The sequence below is a fragment of the Lactobacillus kefiranofaciens genome (genome assembly GCF_014656585.1).
Classification (GTDB): Bacteria; Bacillota; Bacilli; order Lactobacillales; family Lactobacillaceae; genus Lactobacillus; species Lactobacillus kefiranofaciens.
In genome coordinates, this window is the sequence record NZ_CP061341.1 from 1,649,685 (window position 1) to 1,672,971 (window position 23,287).

General features: G+C 39.3%; 21 protein-coding genes and 1 tRNA gene. 4 read left to right on the forward strand and 18 right to left on the reverse strand.

The features are described from left to right. Positions 1-179 precede the first annotated feature (179 nt). Positions 180-380 carry a cold-shock protein gene (locus ICI50_RS08095; RefSeq protein ID WP_056941341.1) on the forward strand — a complete coding sequence of 67 codons (201 nt, stop codon included), beginning with the start codon at positions 180-182 and terminating at the stop codon, positions 378-380. Positions 381-688: 308 nt separating this feature from the next. Continuing rightward, complete coding sequence (locus ICI50_RS08100; RefSeq protein ID WP_013854598.1) at positions 689-889, forward strand: cold-shock protein; 201 nt, start codon at positions 689-691, stop codon at positions 887-889. Between the two features lie 94 nt (positions 890-983). Here ICI50_RS08100 and ICI50_RS08105 read toward each other — a convergent pair whose 3' ends face one another. From ICI50_RS08105 to rlmD, 3 genes are all read right to left on the reverse strand, one after another. Beyond that, the gene (locus ICI50_RS08105; RefSeq protein WP_188891476.1) at positions 984-2,315 is read right to left on the reverse strand and encodes an ISL3 family transposase; all 1,332 of its coding nucleotides are present in this window, start codon (positions 2,313-2,315) and stop codon (positions 984-986) included. 95 nt (positions 2,316-2,410) lie between these two features. Further along, the gene (locus ICI50_RS08110; RefSeq protein WP_188891478.1) at positions 2,411-3,334 is read right to left on the reverse strand and encodes an IS30 family transposase; all 924 of its coding nucleotides are present in this window, start codon (positions 3,332-3,334) and stop codon (positions 2,411-2,413) included. Positions 3,335-3,775: 441 nt separating this feature from the next. Beyond that, positions 3,776-5,146 (reverse strand): 23S rRNA (uracil(1939)-C(5))-methyltransferase RlmD, encoded by a 1,371-nt coding sequence (gene rlmD, locus ICI50_RS08115; protein ID WP_188891480.1) that lies wholly within the window; start codon positions 5,144-5,146, stop codon positions 3,776-3,778. Positions 5,147-5,511: 365 nt separating this feature from the next. Between rlmD and nhaC the strand changes: the two genes are divergently transcribed. Next, the gene (gene nhaC, locus ICI50_RS08120; RefSeq protein ID WP_013854602.1) at positions 5,512-6,888 is read left to right on the forward strand and encodes a Na+/H+ antiporter NhaC; all 1,377 of its coding nucleotides are present in this window, start codon (positions 5,512-5,514) and stop codon (positions 6,886-6,888) included. A gap of 36 nt (positions 6,889-6,924) precedes the next feature. On the opposite strand, the gene ICI50_RS08125 is transcribed toward nhaC, so the two are convergent. Further along, positions 6,925-7,266, reverse strand: coding sequence for a hypothetical protein (locus ICI50_RS08125; RefSeq protein ID WP_003626893.1), 342 nt, complete (start codon positions 7,264-7,266; stop codon positions 6,925-6,927). A gap of 181 nt (positions 7,267-7,447) precedes the next feature. On the opposite strand from ICI50_RS08125, the gene ICI50_RS08130 reads away from it, so the two are divergent. Beyond that, positions 7,448-8,152, forward strand: a complete 705-nt coding sequence (locus ICI50_RS08130; protein ID WP_054640363.1) for a Bax inhibitor-1/YccA family protein — start codon at positions 7,448-7,450, stop codon at positions 8,150-8,152. Positions 8,153-8,195: 43 nt separating this feature from the next. On the opposite strand, the gene ICI50_RS08135 is transcribed toward ICI50_RS08130, so the two are convergent. The 14 genes from ICI50_RS08135 to ICI50_RS08200 all read right to left on the reverse strand — a co-directional run bounded on the left by ICI50_RS08135 (position 8,196) and on the right by ICI50_RS08200 (position 23,266). Then, on the reverse strand, positions 8,196-8,888 hold the full coding sequence (locus tag ICI50_RS08135) for a TMEM175 family protein (RefSeq protein ID WP_013854603.1): 693 nt from the start codon (positions 8,886-8,888) through the stop codon (positions 8,196-8,198). A gap of 66 nt (positions 8,889-8,954) precedes the next feature. After that, positions 8,955-9,875 carry a diacylglycerol kinase family lipid kinase gene (locus tag ICI50_RS08140; protein ID WP_013854604.1) on the reverse strand — a complete coding sequence of 307 codons (921 nt, stop codon included), beginning with the start codon at positions 9,873-9,875 and terminating at the stop codon, positions 8,955-8,957. A 23-nt stretch (positions 9,876-9,898) separates the two neighbouring features. Beyond that, on the reverse strand, positions 9,899-11,329 hold the full coding sequence (gatB, locus tag ICI50_RS08145; protein WP_013854605.1) for an Asp-tRNA(Asn)/Glu-tRNA(Gln) amidotransferase subunit GatB: 1,431 nt from the start codon (positions 11,327-11,329) through the stop codon (positions 9,899-9,901). Positions 11,330-11,333: 4 nt separating this feature from the next. Then, positions 11,334-12,773, reverse strand: coding sequence for an Asp-tRNA(Asn)/Glu-tRNA(Gln) amidotransferase subunit GatA (gene gatA, locus ICI50_RS08150; protein ID WP_013854606.1), 1,440 nt, complete (start codon positions 12,771-12,773; stop codon positions 11,334-11,336). Continuing rightward, positions 12,773-13,081, reverse strand: a complete 309-nt coding sequence (gene gatC / locus ICI50_RS08155; protein WP_013854607.1) for an Asp-tRNA(Asn)/Glu-tRNA(Gln) amidotransferase subunit GatC — start codon at positions 13,079-13,081, stop codon at positions 12,773-12,775. The genes gatA and gatC overlap by 1 nt, the downstream gene beginning before the upstream one ends. A gap of 13 nt (positions 13,082-13,094) precedes the next feature. Next, on the reverse strand, positions 13,095-14,243 hold the full coding sequence (locus tag ICI50_RS08160; protein WP_013854608.1) for a CamS family sex pheromone protein: 1,149 nt from the start codon (positions 14,241-14,243) through the stop codon (positions 13,095-13,097). Positions 14,244-14,256: 13 nt separating this feature from the next. Further along, positions 14,257-16,263: an NAD-dependent DNA ligase LigA gene (gene ligA / locus ICI50_RS08165; RefSeq protein WP_188891482.1), complete on the reverse strand. Its 2,007-nt coding sequence runs from the start codon at positions 16,261-16,263 to the stop codon at positions 14,257-14,259. Between the two features lie 33 nt (positions 16,264-16,296). After that, a complete protein-coding gene (pcrA, locus tag ICI50_RS08170; RefSeq protein WP_188891483.1) occupies positions 16,297-18,543 on the reverse strand; it encodes a DNA helicase PcrA in 2,247 nt (748 codons plus the stop codon). Positions 18,544-18,626: 83 nt separating this feature from the next. Next, a complete protein-coding gene (locus tag ICI50_RS08175; protein WP_013854611.1) occupies positions 18,627-19,274 on the reverse strand; it encodes a glycoside hydrolase family 73 protein in 648 nt (215 codons plus the stop codon). An 84-nt stretch (positions 19,275-19,358) separates the two neighbouring features. Then, positions 19,359-19,443: transfer RNA gene (locus tag ICI50_RS08180), tRNA-Leu, on the reverse strand. Between the two features lie 58 nt (positions 19,444-19,501). Beyond that, positions 19,502-19,978, reverse strand: coding sequence for a SprT family protein (locus ICI50_RS08185; protein ID WP_056940857.1), 477 nt, complete (start codon positions 19,976-19,978; stop codon positions 19,502-19,504). Continuing rightward, on the reverse strand, positions 19,975-20,673 hold the full coding sequence (locus tag ICI50_RS08190) for a glycosyltransferase family 32 protein (protein ID WP_188891485.1): 699 nt from the start codon (positions 20,671-20,673) through the stop codon (positions 19,975-19,977). The genes ICI50_RS08185 and ICI50_RS08190 overlap by 4 nt, the downstream gene beginning before the upstream one ends. A 3-nt stretch (positions 20,674-20,676) precedes the next feature. Beyond that, positions 20,677-22,107: an oligosaccharide flippase family protein gene (locus ICI50_RS08195; protein WP_095342123.1), complete on the reverse strand. Its 1,431-nt coding sequence runs from the start codon at positions 22,105-22,107 to the stop codon at positions 20,677-20,679. Positions 22,108-22,111: 4 nt separating this feature from the next. Next, positions 22,112-23,266 (reverse strand): CDP-glycerol--glycerophosphate glycerophosphotransferase, encoded by a 1,155-nt coding sequence (locus tag ICI50_RS08200; protein ID WP_013854615.1) that lies wholly within the window; start codon positions 23,264-23,266, stop codon positions 22,112-22,114. Between the last annotated feature and the right edge of the window lie 21 nt (positions 23,267-23,287).

The window sequence follows — 23,287 nt, forward strand, 5'->3', positions numbered from 1 at the left end:
AGTCATATGAAAAACTGTGCGCTTGAATTATTTAGGGTTGCATACAGCGAATTAAAGTGTTAAAGTTAGTTAAATTGACATATACGGAAGTTATAAGTATCATTCATCTTTGCTATCTATTATTTTCTTAGATGTTAATTCAATTTGGTTACTTTGGTTTGATTCCTAGGAGGATATATATGCAAACTGGTACTGTAAAATGGTTTAATGCTGATAAGGGCTTTGGGTTTATCACTGGTTCAGATGGTAAAGATGTATTCGTACACTTTTCAGCAATTAAAACTGACGGTTTTAAGAGTCTTGAGGAAGGGCAAAAAGTTAGTTACGATGTTGAACAAGGCCGTCGAGGACCTCAAGCGACTAATGTTGTTCCACAATAATTTGTCTAATATTATGAAGAACTGCTTTTGATGGAGCAGTTCTTTTTTATGGCTCTTCGTCAAGAAGTACTGATAGAAAAATTTGAATAACTTTTCAAACAGCTCGTGTCTGAGATTGGACATCATTATAGTCATATGAAAAACTGTGCGCTTGAATTATTTAGGGTTGCATACAGCGAATTAAAGTGTTAAAATTAGTTAAATTGACATATACGGAAGTTATAAGTATCATTCATCTTTGCTATCTATTATTTTCTTAGATGTTAATTCAATTTGGTTACTTTGGTTTGATTCCTAGGAGGATATATATGCAAACTGGTACTGTAAAATGGTTTAATGCTGATAAGGGCTTTGGGTTTATCACTGGTTCAGATGGTAAAGATGTATTCGTACACTTTTCAGCAATTAAAACTGACGGTTTTAAGAGTCTTGAGGAAGGGCAAAAAGTTAGTTACGATGTTGAACAAGGCGGTCGAGGACCTCAAGCGACTAATGTTGTTCCACAATAATTTGTCTAATATTATGAAGAACTGCTTTTGATGGAGCAGTTCTTTTTTATGGCTCTTCGTCAAGAAGTACTGATAGAAAAATTTGAATAACTTTTCAAACAGCTCGTGTCTGAGATTGGACATGAGCTGTTCTTTTATTCTTCCAGTTGATGGCAAAGTATGAGTTAGGAAGGGCAAGCAGGATTCGAGCCCGAAAATTAAAGAAGTTACGAAAGCCATAAGCAGTTCGTTTAATAACTTTGATCTTATTGTTAGTTCCTTCGACTGGACCATTCGTGTAGTCACCATATTTAAAGCTGATGATAATCTCTTTACGATGCCTCCGGAGAGTCCGTTGAACTTTTTGAAGTGATTGGGGAAGCTGGGTCCATTTAATCGCGAGTAAATGATTGAGTTCATCCTTACTACGATGATTGATCGCGAGAATAAGGTCCTGATAATAACGATAAGCTTGTTTAAGATCATCATTGAAAGCCAGTAAGCGTTGAATAACTTCAACGTCGGTCAACTGAGTATAGCCAAAATTACGACGTGACCAATAGTTATCATATTTGAGTAACCCCGCTGGGGTTAGGATTAATTTCCAGAAATGCTTGAGTGCCCGCCATTGATGGCTCCCATTGCCAGCTTGGTTCATAGCTTTAACCCGAATTTTATTCAAAGCCCGGTAAGCTTGAGCGACCACATGAAAGTGGTCGGCAATAATTATGGCATGGGGAAATAGTCCATGAATAAGATGACGATAAGGCGTATACAGGTCAACCGTAACCGTGCGCACTGCCAGACGAGCCGCACGATCGTAGCGCAGAAAGTAATTACGCAAGTAGCGATTACGTCGTGACAGAATAATATCAATGGTACGATGATTTTCAATGTTCATCAGGATCATACTCATTCCACTGGGTGCAAAGCGACCAGATTTAAAATCATCAAAGGCAATATGGCGAGGTAACCAATGATAGTTTGGTTTGAAAAATTGATCCAGGTTAAAGATAACCCGTCTAACAGTCCAGTCAGAGATTCCCAGTTCCTTGGCGATATCAATTTGGGACTCATTGGCAGTTAGTTGTATCATCACCTGTTGTTTAATTGCTTGGCTGATGTGATGACGATATTTAATGTCCTTGACCTTAGCCAACTCCGTAATCGTTGATGGACAAGCTGATGAAGGTTTACAAAGATACTTTTGATTACGAATCGACCAAATAGTTGGTTGGTAATGTAGACTTGGTCCCAGTACGTTAACTATTTTGAAGCCATTTTTAAGCATTAATTGGCCGCAACGCGGGCAGCGTAAAGGATAAGACTGAATGAGATGAACAACCACTTGGTTATCATGGCTTTCAATCACATTTTTGAAATGGGCAGTATCTAATTCTAAGTGGGAATCTTTAATCCCAAGGGCAGTTCTGGTAGAATAATCCATGAAAGATGGTCCTTTCTTTAAACGAAGACGGGGGTTCGAGCCATCTTTCGTTTTTTATTTTAAATGGCAGATTGCAAGAAATAACTTGAACGAATTTAGTGACGTAGATTAAGCAAGAAGCTCTCGATTGGTGTATGCCAATTAAGACATTTAAGTGGCCGTGAATTCAGATACCAATTAATTTGAACCAGTTGGTAATCACTTAGTTCTTCAATGGCTTGGCCTTTGGAAATAAAGCGCCGCAAAACTCGGTTACGGTTCTCATTACTACCGCGTTCATGTGGTGAATAGGCATGGTCAAAATAAACCTGTGTACCAGTTCGCCGTTCAATTGTCTGATAGTTAGCGAACTCTTTACCATGATCTACGGTAAGCGTCTTGAGCTTGTCTTGAAGTTGACTAGCTAGTTCAAGTACGGCTTGAGTCATGGACTGACTGTCGCGACCATGGAGCCGTTTAACAATTGTCAGGCGACTCTTACGCTCCACAAAAGTAGCCACAGCTTGACCTTTACGTTTACCAGAAAATACGGTATCAGCTTCAAAGTGGCCGAATTCCTGGCGAGTTTCGACTTTATGAGGCCGCTCCTCAATGGAGCGGCCGTGATTGAACGTACCACGCTTTTCTTTAGCACGATGACGACGAATTCCATGATCAGGCAAATCGGGCAACTGTATATCAAGCCATCCTTGATCAATCCAGTTATAGACCGTCTTGTAGGCAATCCCCACCACATGGGCAACTTGTTCAGGGGACCACTTCTGGACTTGAATCTTTTCCTCGATCAAGTGTTTAAGGTTTTTAATGAGCGAAGACTTCCGCCCCCGTTGACTAACCTTTCGTTCAAAGTCAGTTTGCGCTAGCCCAGCCTGGTACTCACTATTTAGCCGGTGAAGTTCGTTAAAGATGGTGGTCTTACTAAAGCCTAAGTAGTTAGCGATGTATCGCAAGGAACGTCCTTCATTATGAAGCGTTTCAATGACAACACGGTTCTGGAATGATAAAATAGTGGTGCTCATCAAGGTCCTTCTTTCTAATGGATTGTGCGGTAACACCATTAAAGACCTTGATGGGTTTTTCTGTCCACTTAAATGTTCAACTTAAATTTTACAATCTACCGTATTTAAAAAGAATAATTTTTGTCATATACGTCGAGTATACAACTCTCCTGCGAATTTTCGATATTTTAACCGAATTAGCATAAATTCAATATTATTTTCGTTAACTCACTCCTTAGTACCAAACTGACCGATTCGTACATACCACAAACGCTACCATATCAAGGCTCACTTCTACTTTCACTACCCTAATCGACACGACCTACCAAACTGGACATTCGACTACTCGACTATCGAAATAGGACATAGAACACTCGACCCGCTAGCTTCAAATAGAAAAAGTGTACTATTTCCAATAGTTCAGAAGGGAAAAAGTACACTTTCAATCATCTATAAATGCCGTCAGAGCGCGGTTTGTCGGCTATTTTTTGTACGTTTCAGGACAGTAACGCTCTCAACATGTGGAGTCTGTGGGAACATATCAACAGGATCAATTCGATTAAATTCATAACTTTTTTCTTGGAACAATTGCAAATCACGCACCAATGTTGCTGGATTGCATGAAATATAAACAATCTTCTTAGGTCCTGTCTTAACAGCAGCGTTAATAAATTCAGGAGTTAATCCCTTTCTTGGCGGATCAACGAATACCACATCTGTCTTTAAGCCGCTCTTAGCCCAACGTGGCATAATTTCTTCTGCCTTGCCTAAATAATACTTAGCATTAGTAATATCATTAAGCTTAGCATTATCTTTGGCATCCTTGATCGCATCCCGAACTACTTCAATTCCTCGCACAGCCTTAACATGCTTAGCAACGCTTAATCCAATAGTTCCGATACCTGAATAAGCATCAATTACTACATCATCTGGCTTCAAATCAGCCTGTTTGATTGCTAAATTATACAAACGTGGCGTTTGCAAAGAGTTAATTTGGAAGAAACTTTGAGATGAAATTCTAAACTTCAAGTCTCCAATTTGGTCAGTAATTTGATCATTACCAAAGACCAAATAATCCTTTGGCCCTAAAATGACATTAGTCTTCTTAGGGTTATGATTTAGAATCAAGCCAGAAACACCTGGAATTTGACTAACTTCTGCAGCTACATTTGGTAATTGCATAAAATCTTTATGCAAGCAAACTAAAATTACCATCATCTCGCCAGTCGATTTACTACGGCGAACTTCAAGGTAACGCACCTCACCATTATTATTGATCTCATCATAAGCAGGTACCTTGTATTTACGCAAGATATCTCTTACTGCTACTAACACGCGATCAATTTCAGGATCAGTGGTAAAGAAGTGGGTCAAAGGCATCAAATCATGTGAATGACGTCTAAAGAAACCAATTTCTAGTTGACCATTTACTTCACGCACAGGAACTTGCGCCTTATTACGATAACCTACTTCTTCGGGACTAGCTAAAGTTTCCCCCACTTCAATATTTTCAAGATGGGCCTTCTTAAGGAGGTTAACCACTTGATTACGCTTAAAATCAAGCTGCTTATCATATTTAATATGAGCAAGAGAAGCCAAGCCTGATTGGACTCCTTGATTTAACTTAACCTTTACTCGGTCAGGGCTTTCTTTTTTGATTTTTTCAATTTTAGCAAAAGCAAAGTTCTTCTTAACTTTTAAAATTTTGGCACTAACTACTTCTCCTGGAAGAGCATTAGTTACAAATACTGTCATTCCATTGTAATGGGTAACACCCATTGCCTCATATGAAAGATCAGTAATCTCTAAATCGATAATTTGATTTTTTTCCATAAACAACCAGCCTTTTTAATAAACCATTTAATTCTTTATTATTATAATACTTGATCCAAAGCTACTACAAAATTATTTATCCAAAGTATTGACATATTTTTTTAATCTTGCTATTATAATTTCCAACAATCAACGACAAAGTAGCTACTTCGTTAAGCGTTCAGAGATCTGGTGGTTAGTGCGAACCAGTCAGGCGAAGTTAGACGAATTACATCGTGATTCAATATTGTTCGGATAACTTTTCAGAACCGTTACCATCTGATAGAGATTCAAGCTCTTACGCTTGAAAGAGTGGGTGGTACCACGGCTATCGTCGTCCCGTTGACTATTTAAGTCAACGGGATTTTTTATTTGGAGGAAAACATATGAAAAAGGAAAAGGTCTCCTTTACGGAATCAATTATCATCCTCATAGCTTTATTAGCTATTCTAGGTATTTCAGTAATTAAATTCGGTCTTTCACCAGAAGTCCCTGTTTTATTCACGGTTCTTTTGCTCACCTTTTGGGCAAGATTTCGCGGCTTCACTTGGAAAGACGTGCAAGATGGTATTAAAGAGGGAATCGGCGTTGCAATCATTCCGATTTTTATCTTTATTTTAATTGGGGCCTTGATTGGTCTTTGGATTAAAGCCGGAATCATCCCTTCCATCATGGTTCTTGGTTTTCATTTAATCAGTGGCAGCTTCTTTGTTCCATCAGTCTTTATCGCCTGTGCCATTGTTGGTGTCGCTATTGGTAGTGGTTTTACTACTATTTCTACAGTTGGTATCGCCCTTTTTGGTATTGGTGCCAGCATGAACGCCAATCCAGCTTTGGTTGCCGGTGCAATCATCTCAGGTGCCGTTTTTGGCGATAAAATGTCTCCATTATCAGATTCAACTAATTTGTCATCTGCAGTTGCCGAAAGTGAGTTATTTGCCCATATCAAGAACATGATGTGGTCAACTATTCCATCATTTGTTGTTTCCTTGATTTTGTTCTGGATTCTTGGCAATAGTGGTCATATGGATCCAACTAAGATTGAACGTACTTCTCACGTTTTACAAACCAACTTCTCTATTTCTTGGTGGGCAGTTGTACCTATCGTCTTTATGCTCCTTTGCGCTTGGCGTAAAGTACCAGCTATCCCTACTCTTTTCATCAACATTGCAGCAACTGTGATCATGATTTTCGTTCAAAATCCTCATGAATCAGTACAATCATTGAATAATTTAATTATGAATGGTTTCGTAGCTAAAACTAGCGATGCTTCTGTTAACGCTCTGCTTACTCGTGGTGGTATTTCCAGCATGATGGCGACAGTCGCCTTAATCATCTCTACTCTTTCATTAGGTGGGATGTTAATGAAATTTAACGTAGTTCAAAGTGCAATGGAACCACTTGTTAAGCATTTAAGAAAACCAGGTCGTTTAATTACCGTTACTATTCTTTCAGGTATCTGTATCAACTTGTTTGTTGGTGAACAATACTTATCAGTAATTTTGCCAGGTCGTGCATTTAAGCCTGCCTTTGATAAAATTAAGCTTTCACCACTTGCACTTAGCCGCGTGCTTGAAGATGGTGGTAGTGTTATCAACTACTTAATCCCATGGGGTGTTGCTGGTTCATTTGCCGCTACTACCTTGGGCGTACCTGTACTTCAATTCTTGCCATTTGCATTCTTCAGTTTGCTTTCACCAGTATTCTCAATCATCAGTGGATTTACTGGTATCGGTTTGAAGTGGGCTAAGGATAAGAAATAGATTTTAAGACAAAAAGAGTGCCCAAAGCACTCTTTTTTAGTTATTCATATCTTCCATCCTGATTTGAGCCTTCTTATGCTCTTTGCTTTCACGATATGGTTCATACACAATATCCGTAATTACTATCTCTGCACCATTTTTCTCAAAAACAAGTACCTGATCAAGCTCTGCATTAACCTGTTTACTTTTTTGTCTATTTTGATTAAATTTTAAATCGTCTAATTCACGATCAATAAACGTCTTCTGTGACCCTGTTAGTTGTCGATATTTGTCCCAAGCATTTTTGGTAAAACTTAAAGTTAAAGCTTGTTTTTCCACCTGCTTTGGTCGGCTGCTGCGTTCTCCACGCACTTCATTATCTGAATATTTTTTATCCATACAATCACTTCCTTAATCTAACTATACGGGAAATATTGTTTATAAAAAATTTCTTTGCCTCAAATAACTCATTTATAAGAAAACCTTAAAAACTAGTGCTATAAACAGCAATACTATACTTTTTTTCTAAATACGTTAAAATATATAAGACAACTAAATAAAAGAAAGAGTGACATATAATATGGATAACTTTTCAAATCCTGGACGTCGTGAAGTTCATGACGTTTCAGAAGTAAACGGTTTTCTTTCAAAAATGTACGGCTACATGGGACTATCCGTTTTAGTTTCAGCACTTGCCGCATTTTTGACCATGACTGTCTTTAGATCAGCAGTGATGCAAATGCCACCTGCAATGATGTGGATTATTCTTTTTGTTCCAATCGGTTTATCATTGGCCATCAATTTCAAAGCTACTAGAAATCCAGTTGCAGGTTTTGTGATGTTAATGATCTTAGCTGTCATTTATGGCTTTGAATTTGCACTTTTAGCTGGCTTCTATACCCAAGCTCAAATCGGTACGGCATTTGTATCATCTGCCGCTGTATTCGGAGCAATGGCCGTTTTTGGTACATTTACTAAGAAGAACTTGAACAACATGGGTTCTTACCTAAGTGCTGCCTTGATCGGTTTGTTAGTTGCAATGGTTGTTAACATTTTCTTGCGCAATTCCGTTGCCAGCTTCGTCTTCTCAATCATCGGTGTAGTAATCTTCACTGGATTGACTGCTTACGATGCACAAAAGATGAAGGCAATTTACAACAACTACGGTAGCCAAGTTTCAACTAATGGTTTAGCCGTACTTGGTGCTTTGCAACTTTACTTAGACTTCGTGAACATCTTCTTGTTCTTGCTTCAAATTTTCGGCATGGGCGGAGATCGCGATTAATTTTAATAAAAAATAGATGCAGAAAAAATCTGCATCTATTTTTTTATCTAAAGCCACGACTATTATTTGGCATCAAAAATGAAATAAATGGAATAAGAATATATAAGAACATAGCCACCTTAGGCACAACTAGTGATAACAATATTAAAAATAATGTCAAAAGAAACACGAGAATAATTCTATGCACTGACGTTTTTACCATCATTATATTCATCACCTGTGAGCTACGCATTAGTGGCTTTGCTCCAAAGTATTGCACAAAAACCTTTAAAATCTGAGCAATGAAATACACTATCCCAAAATTTGTTACCGCAAAAGCAGAATCACGCATCATGATCCACTTGGTCATCACGGGCAAAAGAGATAAAGTAGCTAACAAACAAAAATCACAAATTGCAGTAATTTTGTCAGGCTTAAAGATGAAATAAGAAAAAGCTATATGCAAATCATACCAAAAATCCGCAATAATAAAGAAAGCAATAATGAAAATTACGATATTTCCTAAAAATTCTAAATATTGACTTGCCTTAAAAGCTGGCTGTATTTGCAAAACAATTATCGTAATAATGATCGCAATCACGGCATCATTGAAAGTTTCGAGGTGTTCTCGCAATCTCTCAGGTTCTTTTTGTTGCGCCTGATGTACTTTATCCCGCGCCTCTTTTAATTCTTCTTTCTGAACTGACGATAATCTTCGATAATGTCGACTATCGAATACTTTATGCAACTTAAACATTTTTCACCTAAAAAATGGAGCTTAGCACGATTGACTAAGCTCCATTTATTTTTACAATTTCAACTTTTATTTACCAACATAGAATTCAATACGTTGTTGCAAGTTCTTGAATTCTACCGGACAATACCCACCAATTTCACCATCAAGGTTAACTGGCAAATCTTGTCCTGCACTCTTACCAATTAGCTCAGCCTTCAAGCTACGCGTCTTGGTATAAATGATGTTCGGATCATCGACGTGCTTCCCATTCAAGGCTAAAGCCATCAGCTTCATCATGCTGACAGGATCAGAAGGCTTAACCACGATCAATTGGAATAAACCATCGCTCAATTCAGCATCAGGCATTACCTGTTCAAAACCACCAATTGAATTGGTCATCCCTAACAGGAACATGGAAAGCTTACCTTCATAAACACCATCATCATAGGTTAAGCGCATCTCATTCTCAGTCAAATGTGGCAACATTTCTGCACCTTTGATTAAGTATGCCGCATAACCTAAAGCTGACTTTACTTCAGATGGCACGCCGTAAGTTAATTCTGTCAAAGAACCGCTGGCAGCAATATTTACAAAATATTGAGTTTGATTGCCAAAAATTGCCTTACCGATATCCATCTTGCGTGTCTTATTCTTTAAGATTACCTTAGCAGCATCTGGAATATTATCACGCGGAATAGCTAATGCACGGGCATAATCATTGGTAGTCCCTGCCGGAATGATTGCCATCTTAGGTCTTTTTTCCAAAAAGACAATTCCGTTAACTACTTCATTGATTGTCCCGTCGCCACCAGCTGCCACGATTAGCTCAAAACCTTCCTTAGCAGCACGAGTAGCTTCATTGCGAGCACTATTTTCTTCAGGTGTTGTTCTAAAAGCACTAGCCTCATATCCGGCCTGCTCTAACACATCTAAAATATCGGCCACATTCTTGGGCATCTGCTCGTGACCGGATACAGGATTATAAATTAATCTTGCTTTACTAGTCATAATTACTACCTAACGTTCTAAAATTAACGACTTTGCAATTCTTGGTTAAGCAACTTGTTAACCATCTTAGGGTTAGCCTTACCACGAGTTTGCTTCATGATTTGACCAACCAAGTAACCAATTGCACGGTCCTTACCATTCTTAAAGTCTTCAACTGATTGTGGGTTATCGTCAACGACCTTCTTAACCATTGGAGCTAAGACTGAAGTATCTGATAATTGAACCATACCCTTGTCTTCAACGTACTTCTTAGGATCAGTACCATTCTTGATAGTTTCGGCAAAGACCTTCTTAGCGATCTTGGATGAAATAGTACCATCCTTGATCAACTTAATCATTTCTGCCAAGTGTTCAGGAGTAAGCTTAATATCATTCAAGCTTACGCGGTGATCGTTCAAGTAACCATTTACTTGAGTGTTCATCCAGTTAGCTGCCAAAGTTGGATCAGCACCAGCTGCAACGGCACTATCAAAGAAGTCTGAGCTTTCCTTAGTTTGAAGCAAAACATTTGCATCATAAGGCTTTAAGCCATACTTGTTGACATAGTCGTCGTAACGAGCAAATGGCCCCTTTGGTAATTCCTTAGCAATTTCATCAATCCAATCTTGACTGATGTGGTCAGGAGCAATATCTGGTTCTGGGAAGTAACGGTAGTCGGAAGCACCTTCCTTAACACGTTCCAAAACAGTCTTGCCAGTTGCTTCGTCGAAACGACGAGTTGAAAGCTGAACGTGACCACCAGCAAGCAATACTTGTTCTTGACGCTTTTCTTCATAAGCAAGTGAACGACGTACGTGGTCAAATGAGTTCAAGTTCTTCATTTCGACCTTAGTACCAAGTTCCTTTTGACCTACAGGACGGATAGAAATGTTGGTATCAACACGCATTGAACCTTCTTCCATCTTAACGTCAGAAGCACCAGTAAATTGAACGATCTTACGTAACTTTTCAAGGTAAGCGTAAGCTTCTTCTGGGTCTTCCATGTCAGGTTCAGAAACAACTTCAAGTAGTGGCACGCCCTGACGGTTTAAGTCAACGTATGAGAAGCCGTTGGTTCCATGAGTGTTCTTACCGGCATCTTCTTCGATGTGCATTTCGTGGATACCGATTCTCTTCTTCTTGCCGCGAACTTCAACTTCGATGTAACCATCACGAGCAAGTGGTTGGAAGAACTGAGTAATCTGGTAAGCCTTTGGGTTATCAGGATAGAAGTAGTTCTTACGGTCGAAGTGAGTAGTTGGCAAAATGTGAGCGTGGGTTGCAATGGCAACCATAATACCTAAACGGTAAACGTTCTTGTTAACCATTGGCAAGGTACCAGGCATAGCCCAGTCAATAACGTTAGTCTCCGTGTTTTGTTCAGCACCATAAGTTACTGGTGAAGGAGAGAAAATCTTGCTCTTTGTCTTTAATTCGAAGTGGACTTCAAGTCCGATAGTCGATTTAAAATTCATTCAATTAATCCTCCATTCCAGTTGGTGTTTTTTTATAAAACTTGTTAGTGCGTTCAATAAAGTCAGCAGTCTTGAAGACGTTGCCTTCATCAAAGCGCTTAGCCATAACTTGTAAGCCAACAGGCATACCATCAACTAAACCAGCTGGAACACTAGCTGCAGGAATACCTGCTAAGTTGGCAGAAATAGTTAAAATATCGTTGTTGTACATCTTGATTGGGTCTGAAACTTCACTACCAATATCAAATGCAGGTTCAGTAGTAGTTGGCCCAACGATAACATCGTTTTCGGCAAAGATCTTGTCAAAGTCATCGCAAATCAAAGTTCTAACCTTGGCAGCTTGTCTAAAGAATCTGTCGTATGAACCAGCAGAAAGTGCAAATGAGCCAAGCATGATTCTACGCTTAACTTCTGTACCAAAGCCTTCAGAACGTGATTTAACGTAAACATCAAGCAAGTTCTTGGTATCCTTAGCACGGTAGCCGTAACGGATACCATCATATCTTTGCAAGTTTGATGAAGCTTCACTTGAAGCGATGATGTAGTAGTCAGGAACAACATACTTAGTATGTGGCAATGATACTTCGTTGATAACTGCGCCAGCATCCTTTAAAGCATCAATTTGCTTCTGGATAACTTCACGCATCTCGCCGCTAACTGCTTCCATATATTCCTTAGGAACAGCAACACGCAAGCCCTTAACATCTTGACCAATGAACTTAGTAAAGTCAGGAACTTCACGAGTTGAAACAGTAGAATCGTGGTCATCTGCACCCGCAATCACATTAAGAACCTCAGCTGAATCCTTAACACGCTTAGTCATCACACCAATTTGGTCAAGAGAAGAACCAAAGGCAATCAAGCCCCAACGTGATACACGGCCGTAGGTTGGCTTAATCCCAAAAATACCGTTGAATGCGGCAGGTTGACGAATTGAACCACCAGTATCTGAACCAAGTGCGGCAACAACTTGACCGCTGGCAACTGCAGCTGCAGAACCACCAGATGAACCACCAGGAACCTTGTCTAAGTTCCATGGGTTGTGAGTAGCACCGTAGTATGAATGTTCAGTTGAAGAACCCATGGCAAATTCATCCATGTTAGTCTTACCAACAAAGGTAGCGCCAGCCTTCTTCAACTTAGAAATAACTGTAGCATCATACATTGGCATGTAGTTGTACAAAATATGACTGGCAGCAGTAGTCTTTACACCGTTAGTGATGATGTTGTCCTTGATAGCAATTGGAATACCTGCAAGCTTGCTCTTTGAATAGTCAAGATTTTCTGCAGGCTTAGCATCAGCTAAAACAGTGATCCAAGCATTTAACTTCTTATCTGTGTCTTTAATGTTTGCCACAGTGTCTTTAGCTAGCTTATCTGCTGATAAGTCACCGCTGGCAAGCTTTTTGTTTAATGAATCAATATTTTCGTTTAAGTAATTCATTACTCGTCCTCATCCTTATTAATAATTACAGGAACCTTAATGTAGCCGTTAGCCTTTTCAGGAACGTTGGCCATTAATGTTTCTCTGTCTTCACCTTGCCAGTGTTCAGGTTTGTCTTCTCTTAAGACAGTATCACGATCAACAACTTGAACCGTTTCAGCAACGCCTTCAGTATCAACTTCGCTAAGTTGATCGGCCATGTTGATAATTGATCCCATTTGATCTGTAAATTTATCTAAATCTTCTTCATTAAACGCAAGTCGCGAAAGAGTCGCAACGTGTTTAATGGTATCTTTTGTGATTTCCACTAAGAAATACCTCCTATTCGCCGCCATATACATGGACTAGATAATCACTATCGCCGGTTTCTTTGGCAATTAATGCTTGTACATCATCAACTGAACCAATCTTAATTTCGATTGGAATATTATTAGGCAAATACTTCTTTGCCGTTGACAGAGCTAAACGCGTAAAACTTTGAATTTGTTCATAACCATAAAACTGGGTCGTAATCGAAATATTCTCTTGCGCCAGCTTGCCATTATCATAACGCAAAGTTGCCGTTACCCCACTAATATTAGGGAAATAATTTTGAATAGCTGTCTTAAAATCGTTGAAGTGCGATGCATCGTCGCTATTAATTGCTTTTTCATTACCAGTGGTCGGCAAAACTTGCATTTTTTCCGACACGGATTTCCATTTAGTTATTTTACTACTATTAGACGCCGCTGTCCCGTAAGCGAAGTAAGTTCCGCCAACTAATGAATCTTTTCCAGTTTTTGAGAATAAACCAATCGTAATCGGAATCTTCTTCAAAGCCTTTTTCTTACGCAACCGAGCAACAATCTCATTGGCCATTTTTTCGCCTTGGGCACGTTGCTCGGCTCTCGAAATATCTGTTTGAAATTCAGCGCCGTTACGCTTCTTTTGGTAATAATCAACGGAATTCATGGCTAAACCTAAGCTCATGCCACCAATTTGATACTTAGATCCTAAACCGGTCAAATAATCTTGCTCAATAATCTCTTCCAAATAAATTGGATTACGCTTATTAGCATCTTTCTTGCCATTATTTACTGGATTTAATCCATTAGGATTAGATTTAGACTTTCTACTTAACCAATCCGTTACCGTTGATGTATCAAGATATTGTCCTTCTTGAAAAACATATTGATTAGGTGAAAACTGGTTTTGGGAAATCTTGATCAGACCTCGTTCTAATTCTCGCGTATCAACAGAATTATCATTATCCGTTGCCGTTAAACCTGCAATTTCACTAATCACATAGCGTCCATTTTTCATCAAAACGGTATAGCCATTCTTACCAGTATTCGTTGTTTGATAACTCTTTTTTCTAGTAGTTGAAGTAGTGGTTGCATTATTGGCTAAACTAGAATCCTTTAACTTACCGCAGCCACTCAAGGTCAGTGCAGCTCCGACTAAAGCCATAATTTGCAAATATTTTTTCACAATGATTGTTCCTTTATTCAATTTGTGCAATTGCTTCTTCTTCAGTTAGAAGCGGTACGCCTAATTGCTGAGCTTTATTAAACTTAGAGCCGGCATCCTTGCCGTAGATTACATAATTAGTCTTATGAGAAACTGATCCTATAACTTTAGCTCCCAAAGCTTGCAATTTCTTTGTGAATTCGCTTCTAGTATAATGCTCTAATTTGCCAGTCAAAACAACTGTCTGATCCTTAAAAGGATTATCTGGAATTTCTTCAGGCTCATCTTCACCCAAGTAATCCATATTCAAGCCGCTTTCTTTAAGTTCTTCAATTAACTTTTGTGCTTCTGGCTGAGCAAAGTACGTAGTCATTGATTCAGCAATCGTCATGCCTATTGTATCGATTGAAGCAATATCTTGCACGCTTTGTGCCATAATCTTTGCAAGATTTTTAAACTTTTGGGCAATTAAGCGAGCAGCTTTGGCACCAACATGATCAATTCCTAGACCAGTAATCAATAATTCAACTGAATTAGCCTTCGAATTATCGATTGCGGTTAACAAATTATTGATTGATTTTTCTTTAAAATGATCAAGCTGCGCTAAATCATCCGCGGTTAAGTGATAAAGATCGGCTACATTGCAGACTAAGTCTTTAGCAATGAGTTGCTTGACAATCTTAGGCCCCAAGCCTGCGATATTCATTGCAGGACGAGAAGCAAAGTGGATAATGCCTTCCTCAACTTGTGCTGGACAAGATGGATTAATGCAACGCAAAGCAACCTCATCTTCTAAGTGAACTAATTTTTGCCCACAGGAAGGACAAGTTGCCGGAATCAAATATGGCTTGGAATCTGCTGGTCGCTTAGCAAGCACTACCTCAGAAATCTCCGGGATAATATCGCCAGCCTTGTGCAGCTTAACTGTATCACCGATTCTGACGCCTTTTTCATTCAAATAATCTGGATTATGCAAAGAAGCCCGAGCCACGGTAGTTCCAGCTAATTGAACTGGATCCATGACCGCTGTCGGCGTTACTACGCCTGTACGTCCTACTGTCCACACGATATCACGGACAGTCGTTTCTTGCTCTTCCGGTGGGAATTTATAAGCAATTTCCCAGCGTGGCACCTTTACCGTATTGCCTAATTGCTGTTCGATATTTAGATCATCGATTTTTAAGACAATTCCATCAATTCCATAAGTTAGACTATTACGCTTAGCGGTATATTCATCAATAAAGTCAAACACTTCAGCAAGACTAGCCAGCTTACGCCCTGTTTCGTTAGTATGAAAGCCTAATTCATGCATGCGGTTAATGGCCTGATGCTGGCTGGTAATTTCTTGTGGCGGATTAACCCAGGTATAAATAAACGTGCTTAATTGCCGCTTTTTGGTTGCCTTAGGGTCTAGTTGGCGCAATGAACCGGCTGCGGCATTACGCGGATTGGCAAAAACGCTTAAGCCTTGTTCTTCTCTTTCAGCATTTAATTTGGCAAAGGCTTCCTTACCCATATAACATTCACCGCGCACTTCTGTGGTTAAAGGTTCTGGCAAGGTCTGCGGAATATCTGCAATATAGCGCGCATTTTGCGTAACATCTTCACCAACATAACCATTGCCACGAGTAGAAGCACGCACTAACTTGCCCTTTTCATACTCCAAGGAAAGCGATAAGCCATCAATTTTTAATTCAACGTTGTATGCGACAGGGTGGCCGACCAGCTTTTGCATCCGCTGATCGAATTCCTTTAGTTCATCTTTAGAAAAAACATCCCCCATCGATAACATCGGAATCGGGTGATTGACCTTGGTAAAATCACTATCGATCTCTCCACCCACTCTTTGCGTAATCGAATCAGGCGTAACGATCTGTGGATAAAGTTTTTCAAGTTCCAGCAAACGATTGTAGCTTTGATCATAAACATTATCTTCAACTTCCGGCGCATCTTTAGAATAGTAGGCGTCAGCCCATTCATTTAATTGGGTTCTAAGTGAAGCTGCTTCTTTTTTAGCCTCATCAAGAGTAATTTCTGCCATTTTTACCTCCTGATAAAAAATCTTTTACTTTTATTATACCTTCTTAATCGGTGCAAACGCAGCTAAGAGTCTCTTAATCCCCTTAGCTGGGAAGGCAATATCCAGTTCCATATCGTCACCTGTTCCGTTAACCTTGGTGACCACGCCACGCCCCCAGGCCTTGTGTTCTACTTGATCGCCAACGCTCCAACCCTTCTTTTCAGCACCGACAGCACCAGCGGCTTTCTTAGCAGTATAAACCTGAGCACGAGCACGTTCTTCTTTTCTGGCAAAAGGTGCGGCTTGCGCGGTAAAACTAGACTTAATAAAACTATGTTCTAGCTGTTCATTTTCTTCTTTATGCAAGTCTTTAGCATCAATTTCATCTAAGAATCTTGAAGGTGAGTTATTCTGCATTCTGCCATACATCATGCGTGAATATGCACTCGTCAAAAATAGCTCCTGCTTAGCCCGCGTGATGCCCACATAAGCCAAACGACGTTCTTCTTCTAATTCATTATCATCCATCATTGCCCGCTGAAGAGGAAATAGCCCATCCTCCATGCCAATTAAGAATACCACTGGAAATTCTAGCCCCTTGGCGGCATGCAAGGTCATTAAAGCTACTTGATCATCATTTTCATCCAAGTCATCCTGATCGCTTAATAACGATACTTCAGCTAAGAAATCGCTCAACGGCTTAGAATCATCCTCTTCTGGTTCATAATGATCGTCAAAACGCTTGGTAACGGATAAGAATTCATCCAAGTTTTCTAAACGGGTTTCTGATTCAATAGTATTTTCTTTTCTTAATGCATCAGTATAGTCAAAATCCGTTAAGATTTTTTCAGTTAAGCCGGTTACGCCATGATTCTGCGCATAGGCAATGGCATCACGCATTTTCATGCCAAAATCGCTTAATTTCTTGGCTGCCCGCGTATTAATTGGACTTTCGCCCACGTAAGTCATCGCATCTAACATGTCATAATGATTATTATCCGCAAAAGTTAATAACTTTTCCACAGTTGCGGCACCAATTCCTCGCTTAGGAGTATTAATAATCCGGTTCATGCTCATTGTATCCGCTGGGTTAGCTACCAGCTTCAAGTAAGCCATAATATCTTTGATTTCCTTTCGATCATAAAATTTATGTCCGCCCACAATTTGATAAGGAATATTTGACTTAACGAAGGCTTCTTCGACTGTTCGAGACTGAGCATTAGTCCGATACAAAATCGCGAAGTCCTTATAAGAACGGTGCTTGTCTTTTACCTCTTCTTGAATTTTGGCAATAATATAGTGCGCCTCATCATCACCACTTTGAGCTTGATAATAGGTCACTTTTTGACCATCGCCTTGATCAGTCCACAGGTTTTTATCTTTACGATTTTGATTATTCTTAATAACTGAGTTGGCAGCAGACAAGATATGACCGGTTGAACGATAATTCTGCTCTAATTTAACCGTTTTAACGCCATCCTGCTTATAATCTTGCTCAAAATTCATGATGTTTTCCATATTGGCGCCGCGCCAACCATAAATTGACTGGTCAGCATCCCCCACGACGCAGATATTCTTATATTGCGCAGCTAAAGCATGACACAACTCATATTGTGCTTGGTTGGTATCCTGGTATTCATCAACAAGAATATAACGGAACTTATTTTGATAATGCTTTAAAACTTCATGATCTTTTTTAAATAAAACTAAGGTCTGCATGATCAAATCATCAAAATCCATAATTTGATCGCGACGCAATCTGCGTTGGTATTCTTGATAAATCTTAGCCGTCATCTTCTCAAAAGGCGATGAAGCACTCGCAGTAAAGGCCTCCGGAGTCAACAGATCATTCTTACCGTTAGAAATCGCTGATAAGACTCCACGTGGATCATACATCTTAGGATTAATGTTCAGATCCTTTTCAATATGCTTAACTAGAGTCAATTGTTCCGCGGAATCCGCGATTGAAAAATTATGGTCATAGCCAATCTTATCGGCATCCCGACGCAAAATTCTTACGCACAAGGCGTGGAAGGTCGACATCCAAATATTTTCAGCAGCCGGACCCAGCAATTTTTGTTCACGTTCGCGCATCTCAGCTGCCGCCTTGTTAGTGAAGGTAATGGCCAAAATATTCCATGGCGCAACATGATTCTCTTCAACTAAGTAAGCAATACGTCTTGTTAAAACAGAAGTCTTGCCAGAACCTGCTCCGGCAACGACCAAAAGCGGTCCTTCAGTAGTCTCGACTGCTTTTTTCTGTTGCGGATTTAATCCAGCTAAAATAGATTCTTCGCTCATTATTGTCCCCTTCACCTAAATAAAATCTCTAATGTAACTTAAATATTATAGCAAAAAAGCAGCTAAATTTTTGCTGCTTTGAACTACTTGTCATATTTTTCTAAATTAAACTGCTCAATTAAATTAATCAGCTTATCCGCATAATTAGGATCTGTCGCGTAGCCATCAGTAACTAATGCCTTGGCCTGCGTCTGATAATTCTTAGAGGCAAGAACATGCTTATACTGGTCGTGATTCCACGTTGTTCCATTCTGGAATAATCTAGCGTGCGCTCTAATTGAAGCCTCATATGAGTCATATATTTGAAATCTCGCCTTAACCGTGACCCATTTATCCTTGACGTATTCCTTAGTGGTCATCACGGCAGAAGTATTAGGATTGCTGCCTTTTACCCCAAACAAGTTATTATACTTTTGAGACAAAGCACTTTGGTCATAATTACTCTCTAAGCAGGCCTGAGCAATAGTGATGCTGGGCAATAAATCATAAGACTTGTCCACCTCACGTGCAATAGGACCAATCTTTTTAATAAAAGCCTTGCGCTGCTTTAATAATTTCGCTGCCTCTTGCTGGCGCTGCAATTGAGCCTGGCGAATCTGTTCAGACTGAATCGCGTACCTGCGGTAATAATGAAAACCAATAAAAGCAACCAATAAAATAAATAAAATGATGAATACGCGAACAACGATTTTTACGCTCTTGGGTATTCTTGATTTACGCTTTTTTGCCATAATTTCAATTCCTTTAATCCATTAAGACAAGTATACCCGATTTTTTTGTAAAAAAAGAAGTCGCTGACTGCGACTTCTAATTAGTGCGGGCGAGAAGACTCGAACTTCCACGATCTAAAGCGATCACAAGATCCTTAGTCTTGCGCGTCTGCCATTCCGCCACGCCCGCGGAACATTAACTATAATAGCCTAAAAACAGCAGATGTGCAAGGGAAAATTGAAATTAATTATATTTTATTCTTTTTTCTTTCAAAAACTGTAGCTAAACGCAAGGCCCCCTTGCATTTACCGCAGCGATATCTTCGCGTATTGATTTTGCGCATGCGAGGATAATGCAAACCGCAGTTTGCGCAAACATAAAGATAATTATATTTTTTCTGCCTACGCAAGCCGATATCTGGCGCATAACAGCTGCCACCCACTTTTTGCAATAAAGTTTTAAAGTCGCGATCCTTATGCTGATAGCCCAAGCCCAATCGATGCAAATGATAATGACAGAGCTCATGCTTGATAATGCCAATCAAATAATCATGATATTGTGGCGTCAAAAAATGAGCATTGATCTCTAAATGATGATCATCAAGATGATAACGGCCTCCAGTAGTCGTCATGCGGCGATTAATCTTTACTTGATGAATAAACTGTCTATGAAAATACTGCCGCGATATCTGCTCAACTAATTGCTGCAGTTCTTGCTGATTCATCGAATCCACTTGGCGTATCTTCCTGCCCCTTTAGGCGTATTAATGTGGCGCTTCAGAGTCGTTACAATCTTATGCTTAAAAGAGTGCCTGCCATTCATCCAGGTCCCGGTAAACAAATGGATCGATTTAGATTCTGGAGAGGGATTGCACAGGACGCCATCAGGATAAACATGAATCCTCTCTTTTAGCATTTGTTCTTGATTACCGATTTTTAAACCATATTTGTCAATTAAAATATCAGTAACAGAAACACTGTTAACTCCTGCCATCTGATTATTATTATCAAATTCGAAACTGCGATCCTTGTAATAATCTAGAATATCCTGCATGAAAGGATGTTCTTTTTCCGCGCCAAAAATTGCAGCCGACAGATAATCATTATTCTCAAAGCCAATAAAAGCTCGATCATTTAATAGCGGAGTCAAATCAGCAATTACCCGCACATCCGTATCAAGATAAATGCCACCTTGTTCATAAATAGCTCGTGCACGAATATAATCTGACACGAAGGCCCATTTTTTTGCCTTGTAGGCCTGCTCGATATACTTATTTTCATGCATATCGAAGTTATCTTCGTTCCATTCAATAATTTTAAAATCTGGCAAGTTCTTTTTCCAGGTAGCAATGCATTCCTTAATCAAAGGAGATTTCGGATTGCGACCTACCCACACATAATGAATTATTTTCGGAATCATTTTTTATCCCCTTTTACAGAAATTCTTAAGCAATTTAACTATATCTTGATTAAAGTCCAGCTTAAACAAAAACATCAAACCTAGATAAATCGCTAACATGATAATTGACTTGACAGCCATATTAAAGAAAGCAGATGGAATTAAGTTAGGCAAATACATTCCAATTGCTAAAGTAATTACTGCAATTAATAAATATTTGGGCACATCATGGAAAACATAGGTAAATTGATAGCCATCGCGCACAACCCATAAACGCAATACTAAAACTACGGCTTCCGTAATTAAAATGGCAATCATTGCGCCCATCGCGCCATATGGTCGATCAAGCAGATAGCTTAAGACAATTTCAAGTATAGCCCCAATTACCACGGGAACAGCATAATCTTTATCGCGCTGATTAGCTAAAGCAAATTGATTGGCAAAGACGCCACCAGTTGGAATCATGATAATCGTCAGCGTGAACCAAAACATGAGAGGCGTCATCGGAATATATTTATCGCCAAAAAAGAACGGCACGAATTGCTTCGTATTCGCCATAATAATCACCGCAAATAACGTCCCTAGCATCACTGTCGCTTCTAACGATTTTTTCATGACTACCTTCTGAGCTTTTACCCCTTCACTAGCCATTTTCGGCATAATTACCAAAGAAATACTGGTGATTACTCCCAAAATCATATTAGAAATTCTCTGTGAATTATCATAAAAAGATACCTGCGTTGAATTAGAGAAAATACCTAAAATTGGTTTATCTAATGATGTATAAATTTGCGTCGCGATCTGCGGAATCATTAGAGTACCAATCGCAATCGCCGTCTTTTTAAATTTATAAAAATGCGCCACTGGTCCGCCGACATAACGGCGAATGTCAAACCAGAAGACAAAGGAGCCCAGCATCGTAGAGACAGACATAATCAACAAATACTTCCATAGATCCGTTGGACCTTTTACCCACAACAGAATCAAGACTACGCTGACTAGCTTAACCGCAGTATTTTTTAACACCACCCGGCCGAAATCGGCTAGTCCTTGAAAGAACCAGGAGATATCCACTTGGGCACTAATCAAATATGGCACCATTAACAACAAATAGAACCAATATTGAATATGAAAAAGAGTAGTCACTAAAACCGTAATTGCAATAGTAATCAATCCAGCGATTCCCTGAAAGTACCATAAGCCCCAAAAAGCCTGAGTAAGCTCAGCTGGCGTGCCATAGGTGCGCATTCTAGAAATTGTCCGCATCCCTACATAAGAGACAGATAAGATACAGAAGATCATTAAAAATTGCACGGTATTATTAACGCTGCTATAGATACCATAAGTTTTTGGGCCCAATACCCTAGATAAATAAGGAACAGTAATTAGCGGTACAAGAACAATAAGAATCTGGTAAACCGCGTTATAGAGTATATTTAAAAATGTTCTGCGCATGTACTCACCCTCTAAACTCTTGCGTCATGTACTTAAAGACGTTCTCACAATACGAATCGTCTTGCACCTGACTAGTCAAATGAAGCCAATAGAGTCGCCGATTGGCTATTTGCTGGTTGTCCAAATGATCCAAATTATTAATCAAATCTTGTTCAGAATTAATACAGATACCCGGCACAATCTCAGCATAAGGCCCCAGCAGCAAGCCCCGTGTTTTTTCATACTGACGCAAAAAGTTCGTGACAAAGACGATTGGCTTATTTAAATGCAAATAATCAAAATAAATCGATGAAAAGTCTGTCATCAAGAAGTCCGTATCGCCTAATAATTCATACAGATCATAATTATGATCAAACAGATAATCATTGTTTAAAAAAGCGATGTTGGAGTAATTGCTTTTTAAGTTGGCAAATAAGCGCATCTCATAGGGATGCAGCTTGACAATCAGATATTGGTGGCGTTTCTTAAGCTCCCCGTTTAATTTTTCCCCATCAAAGTCAGTAAAAGCAAAGAAGTTGCCTTTTTTAATTTTATCCATAATGGTTTTATCTTCTAATTCATATCTAAAAGTAGGCATGTAGATCCCAATTTGAGCATCCTGATCAGCAATATTAAATAAATCTTTTAGCAGTTGCTGCTTGCTAATCACTGGCTGCTTTAACAGATCTAGTCTAGGGAAACCTAATTTATGGTATTTCTTAGTTTCAATTGCCATGCAGGCACTCATCAATGTCTCGTAAAGATCTGAACTGGAGGCTACGATATCCGCATTTTTATGCCATAATTTTTCATTGCGCTTATTGTCGCGGTAACGAGTATTGTTAGCCATGATACCCATCCGCTTTAGCGGTACGCCGTGCCATAATTGCACGTTGATCTGATGCTTGCGTACCTTAAACGGCTGGTGCGTCGTAATCACGTAGCGTGCTGCCCCAATTTTTTGCCAGGCCTCCCACTTCAAATGCGATGATGGCCAAGGTTCAACTAACGTAGCGTTATATTCGGGATGGTTAAGCAATAGCCATTTATAAAAAGCATAGCCATTAGAACCAGAGCGACCTGAACCATTTAGAATTACCACGTTATTGTTCTCCATCGTGGTAAAACGCGCTCTAAATTTCATGAATGCCAAATAAAGGCGAAATAAAAAACTTTTCATCAATTTACTTCCTCAAAATAA

What these genes read in the sequence shown, in the direction of transcription:
- ICI50_RS08130 (WP_054640363.1), top strand. Translation starts at nt 7,448, where the DNA reads ATGGATAACTTTTCAAATCCTGGACGTCGTGAAGTTCATGACGTTTCA.
- pcrA (WP_188891483.1), bottom strand. Translation starts at nt 18,543, where the DNA reads ATGAGCGAAGAATCTATTTTAGCTGGATTAAATCCGCAACAGAAAAAA.
- ICI50_RS08110 (WP_188891478.1), bottom strand. Translation starts at nt 3,334, where the DNA reads ATGAGCACCACTATTTTATCATTCCAGAACCGTGTTGTCATTGAAACG.
- ICI50_RS08175 (WP_013854611.1), bottom strand. Translation starts at nt 19,274, where the DNA reads ATGGCAAAAAAGCGTAAATCAAGAATACCCAAGAGCGTAAAAATCGTT.
- gatB (WP_013854605.1), bottom strand. Translation starts at nt 11,329, where the DNA reads ATGAATTTTAAATCGACTATCGGACTTGAAGTCCACTTCGAATTAAAG.
- ICI50_RS08125 (WP_003626893.1), bottom strand. Translation starts at nt 7,266, where the DNA reads ATGGATAAAAAATATTCAGATAATGAAGTGCGTGGAGAACGCAGCAGC.
- ligA (WP_188891482.1), bottom strand. Translation starts at nt 16,263, where the DNA reads ATGGCAGAAATTACTCTTGATGAGGCTAAAAAAGAAGCAGCTTCACTT.
- ICI50_RS08185 (WP_056940857.1), bottom strand. Translation starts at nt 19,978, where the DNA reads ATGAATCAGCAAGAACTGCAGCAATTAGTTGAGCAGATATCGCGGCAG.
- ICI50_RS08135 (WP_013854603.1), bottom strand. Translation starts at nt 8,888, where the DNA reads ATGTTTAAGTTGCATAAAGTATTCGATAGTCGACATTATCGAAGATTA.
- gatA (WP_013854606.1), bottom strand. Translation starts at nt 12,773, where the DNA reads ATGAATTACTTAAACGAAAATATTGATTCATTAAACAAAAAGCTTGCC.
- ICI50_RS08095 (WP_056941341.1), top strand. Translation starts at nt 180, where the DNA reads ATGCAAACTGGTACTGTAAAATGGTTTAATGCTGATAAGGGCTTTGGG.
- ICI50_RS08195 (WP_095342123.1), bottom strand. Translation starts at nt 22,107, where the DNA reads ATGCGCAGAACATTTTTAAATATACTCTATAACGCGGTTTACCAGATT.
- ICI50_RS08105 (WP_188891476.1), bottom strand. Translation starts at nt 2,315, where the DNA reads ATGGATTATTCTACCAGAACTGCCCTTGGGATTAAAGATTCCCACTTA.
- ICI50_RS08100 (WP_013854598.1), top strand. Translation starts at nt 689, where the DNA reads ATGCAAACTGGTACTGTAAAATGGTTTAATGCTGATAAGGGCTTTGGG.
- ICI50_RS08190 (WP_188891485.1), bottom strand. Translation starts at nt 20,673, where the DNA reads ATGATTCCGAAAATAATTCATTATGTGTGGGTAGGTCGCAATCCGAAA.
- rlmD (WP_188891480.1), bottom strand. Translation starts at nt 5,146, where the DNA reads ATGGAAAAAAATCAAATTATCGATTTAGAGATTACTGATCTTTCATAT.
- nhaC (WP_013854602.1), top strand. Translation starts at nt 5,512, where the DNA reads ATGAAAAAGGAAAAGGTCTCCTTTACGGAATCAATTATCATCCTCATA.
- ICI50_RS08140 (WP_013854604.1), bottom strand. Translation starts at nt 9,875, where the DNA reads ATGACTAGTAAAGCAAGATTAATTTATAATCCTGTATCCGGTCACGAG.
- ICI50_RS08200 (WP_013854615.1), bottom strand. Translation starts at nt 23,266, where the DNA reads ATGAAAAGTTTTTTATTTCGCCTTTATTTGGCATTCATGAAATTTAGA.